2 protein-coding genes are annotated in these 1,474 nt (G+C 30.5%); one reads left to right on the top strand and one right to left on the bottom strand.

The features are described 5' to 3' along the window. Positions 1–389: 389 nt before the first annotated feature. Entirely contained in the window at positions 390–827 is a 438-nt protein-coding gene (locus tag NH26_RS10220) for a DoxX family protein (protein ID WP_044229960.1), read from the top strand. Between the two features lie 221 nt (positions 828–1,048). Here the strand turns inward: NH26_RS10220 and NH26_RS10215 are convergent. Continuing rightward, positions 1,049–1,474, bottom strand: a 426-nt coding sequence (locus NH26_RS10215; RefSeq protein ID WP_158021923.1) for a hypothetical protein, incomplete at its 5' end; no start/stop codon positions are given.

Raw genomic sequence — 1,474 nt, 5'->3', positions numbered from 1 at the left:
TTTGAGAGTTGTTTAATTGTATCTCCCAATTGATTACATTACAAATATCAGGGTTTGGAAAAGGAATCTTTTGTATGAATTGAGCAACGGTTTATACAAAATCGTTAGAATGTGAATTGTGTGTGAAAAAACAATTTTTCCCTGTCTTTTTGTTTGTTGGTAATGATTTTATTCGATGTTATACAGGTGCTAAATGAGAACAGGTGTCTTTAAAATTATAGGGTAGTCTATCTGTATTGATACATAAAGATACAGTGAGTAAATAAACACTGTTAAGACAACATTTATAGTATGGGTGTTCTTAAAAAAAATGTAAAATACTTTGATATGAATGTCCATTCACTTATAATTGTATCGTGCACGATATATATTTAAAAACGATACAAATAATGAAACAAGTTAAGACCTCAACAATTCAGAATATTTTTAGAGTTTTATTAGGTAGTGCGATGCTATATGCCGGAATAGGACATATGACTTTTAGAAGAATAGCATTTCAAGCTCAGGTACCAACTTGGTTGACTACAGATACTGATTTAATTGATTTTGTAGTATTGGCTTCAGGTGTTGTAGAGATCGCTTTTGCATTACTGATGATTTGGGGAAGAAACTTTAAAATTCAAACAGGTCTTGCTCTAGCTGTATTTTTTATCCTTATTTTTCCAGGAAATATTAATCAGTATATCAATCAAATTGATTCATTTGGGTTAAATACGGATACAAAACGTTTAGTTCGCTTATTTTTTCAGCCGTTACTAGTGTTATGGGCTTTATGGTCTTCTGGTGGGCTTCAATATTTAGAGAACCGAAAAAAAATAAATAATTAAGGATCCGTTAAATTCAGTCAGCAATTTTGTTTCCCTTTAAAAACTACATTTTATCCTTTATTACTTCTTAATAATTTTTTATGAAAAAATTTACGTTAGTTAAAAAGTGAAATAAGTTTTTGATGTAACATCAAAGTAATTGAGAAATATAAAATATTAAAAAAACACGAACCTACTTAAAGGTTCGTGTTTTTTATGTATGTCATTATCTAATGATAATATTAGTTGAATAATTGATTTAAATTAATTTCTGTCCAATCAGCGAAATACTCAGGCACTGGTATTTTTAAGTATACTTTTTGAGCATTAATATCAAAAACTGTTTGGTAGTTGGTGATGTCGGCATCCTGTAAAGCAGGTTTAGTACATCCACCATTTTCTTTGAAAGAACCGTCTTCGTTAAATAATCTGATATCCATTAAATCTTTAGTTAACTGAGCATCCATTTGGCCTTTATTTTTAGCTAAATGTTCTGTCATATTCGAATGACGTCTTAGAGAGTTACTCACTGTTTCTCTTGAACCTAATCCCCAAGTTTCACCCAGAAATGAGTTAACCACGGTAATAGAATCATTAGAAGGTGTTCTCAATCTACTTCCGTTTAATGAAGAACATTCCATTGAAGCAGCACTGTGACTATCTGCAAT

It is taken from the genome of Flammeovirga pacifica (assembly GCF_000807855.2).
In the GTDB taxonomy this organism is placed as follows: Bacteria; Bacteroidota; Bacteroidia; order Cytophagales; family Flammeovirgaceae; genus Flammeovirga; species Flammeovirga pacifica.
The sequence above is the reverse complement of the archived record's forward strand: the minus strand, read 5'-3'. Positions and strand labels throughout refer to the sequence as shown.